2 protein-coding genes are annotated in these 1,770 nt (G+C 28.3%); both read left to right on the top strand.

The window, feature by feature from the left end:
* The first annotated feature begins 56 nt into the window (after positions 1–56).
* Positions 57–662, top strand: coding sequence for a hypothetical protein (locus ACR0QS_RS13110; protein WP_432633898.1), 606 nt, complete (start codon positions 57–59; stop codon positions 660–662).
* Positions 663–755: 93 nt separating this feature from the next.
* Complete coding sequence (locus ACR0QS_RS13105; RefSeq protein ID WP_432633897.1) at positions 756–1,562, top strand: class I SAM-dependent methyltransferase; 807 nt, start codon at positions 756–758, stop codon at positions 1,560–1,562.
* Positions 1,563–1,770: the final 208 nt, after the last annotated feature.

Here is a 1,770-nt window from a genome sequence, read left to right as displayed (position 1 = left end):
TGACTATACTATATAATATAAATAACAATCTTAAATTAAAGAAAGGGAGGACAACAATGAGAACAAGGATGTTGAGCTTCATTATCGTATTCGTATCATTTTCAACAATGGTATTCGCTTTTAACAATGAGATAAAAGCTCCAAGTAATCTGTATAAGGTGGATGATTTATCTAGGAGTATAGAGATGTATCATACCGCAAGAGGAGTCGACACTTTGACATCGGCATGGGGATATATAATATACACAAATGTATATTATAGAAACAACGCCAAATCATGCTGGCTCGTGTTTGATTTGAATACGGATGCAAACGATGCGGGCGCGAACTTTAATTCGGTTATATTTTCCGATAAAAGCGGAAGTAATAGCGTGACTTTTAATCTTAATGCCGCCGCAGACAGAGAAAGTCTATTTACCGACAGCGATGCCACTATTCATTTGAGGAAGTTAAAAACTATAGTAAGAAGGCAGTATAGATTATCGGATAACGAAATAGACTCGCTTATTAAATTAATCGAAGATAATAAATTCGCGGTAAATGTAAGATATGTTAGCAGGAATAATAATTATTATCCTCTTAATAAAAAGGATTTTAATAAAAATCAGGCGAAAGCTTTATGCGATTTATTAAAATTCTATAAAGATATTAAAAACAAGTAGAATATTTACTATATTACATTACCAATTTTAACTTAAAGAATAATATCATCCGTAAGATTTATTAATTTTATGGATGATATTCTTATATATAATATGAATAAAATAAAAACTAAAGTCAGTAGAAATACTTTTATGATAAACGGAAATTCCGAAGAAGACGATAAAAAAAGAGAAACAATAAAAAGTATTTTGATAAACGAAGAAAATAAAAATAAATCCGATTTGCATAATTATTTTTTGAATAATAGAGACGAAGCGATTTTTAAACATCTACCTTATTTCGATATATACGAAAGTCATTTTTCAAAATATAGAGGAAAAGATATTAATTTACTTGAGATTGGAGTCGGCTACGGCGGTTCGCTCAAAATGTGGAAAAATTATTTTAGTAAATTAAACCCGAAAGCTAAAGTGAATATTTACGGAATCGATATAAAAGAAAGATGCAAAAAATTTGAAGGAGATGGAATAAAAATTTTTATCGGTTCGCAATCCGACAGAAATTTTTTGAAAGAATTAAAAAAAGAAATTCCAAAATTAGACATACTCATCGATGACGGCGGGCATATTCCAACGGAACAGATAATAACATTCGAGGAAATGTTCGAGCATATAAAAGACGGCGGTTTATATTTTTGCGAGGATATTTATACTTCTTATTGGGCTAATTTGAGCGGTAATTTTAAGACATCGTTTATAGAATATACAAAAAAATTGATTGATTATCTAAACGCTTATTGGACTTTGGAAGGTGACGATTTGGAGGCAAATTCTTTTACCGAGTCGGCTTATTCGATTCATTATTACGAAGGAATTGTCGCCATAGAAAAAAAATTGAGAGACAAAAGATATATTGATATTTGTCAGCAGGCTTCGATTGGGAAATTGAATAAATTATAAAAACTATTTCTTAAATTTTTATTTGAGAGTTTAAGTCCGAATTTATTTTTATTTTAATTTAAAAAAATCAAAAATATTTGCAATTATGTTAACTATATTCATAACTTTATACAATTTCTATAGAATTTCTATTCATTTTATATTTTTTCTTTAAAAAATATAAAATTTTACTTGACTTTTTTAAAAAATTTGTTATCCTATATTATAG

This window comes from Brachyspira sp. (assembly GCF_050873525.1).
In the GTDB taxonomy this organism is placed as follows: Bacteria; Spirochaetota; Brachyspiria; order Brachyspirales; family Brachyspiraceae; genus Brachyspira.
This window is presented reverse-complemented; position numbering and strand designations above follow the sequence as displayed.

Excerpts from the sequence above, each read along its gene's own strand:
- ACR0QS_RS13110 (WP_432633898.1), top strand. The coding sequence starts at position 57 with ATGAGAACAAGGATGTTGAGCTTCATTATCGTATTCGTATCATTTTCA.
- ACR0QS_RS13105 (WP_432633897.1), top strand. The coding sequence starts at position 756 with ATGAATAAAATAAAAACTAAAGTCAGTAGAAATACTTTTATGATAAAC.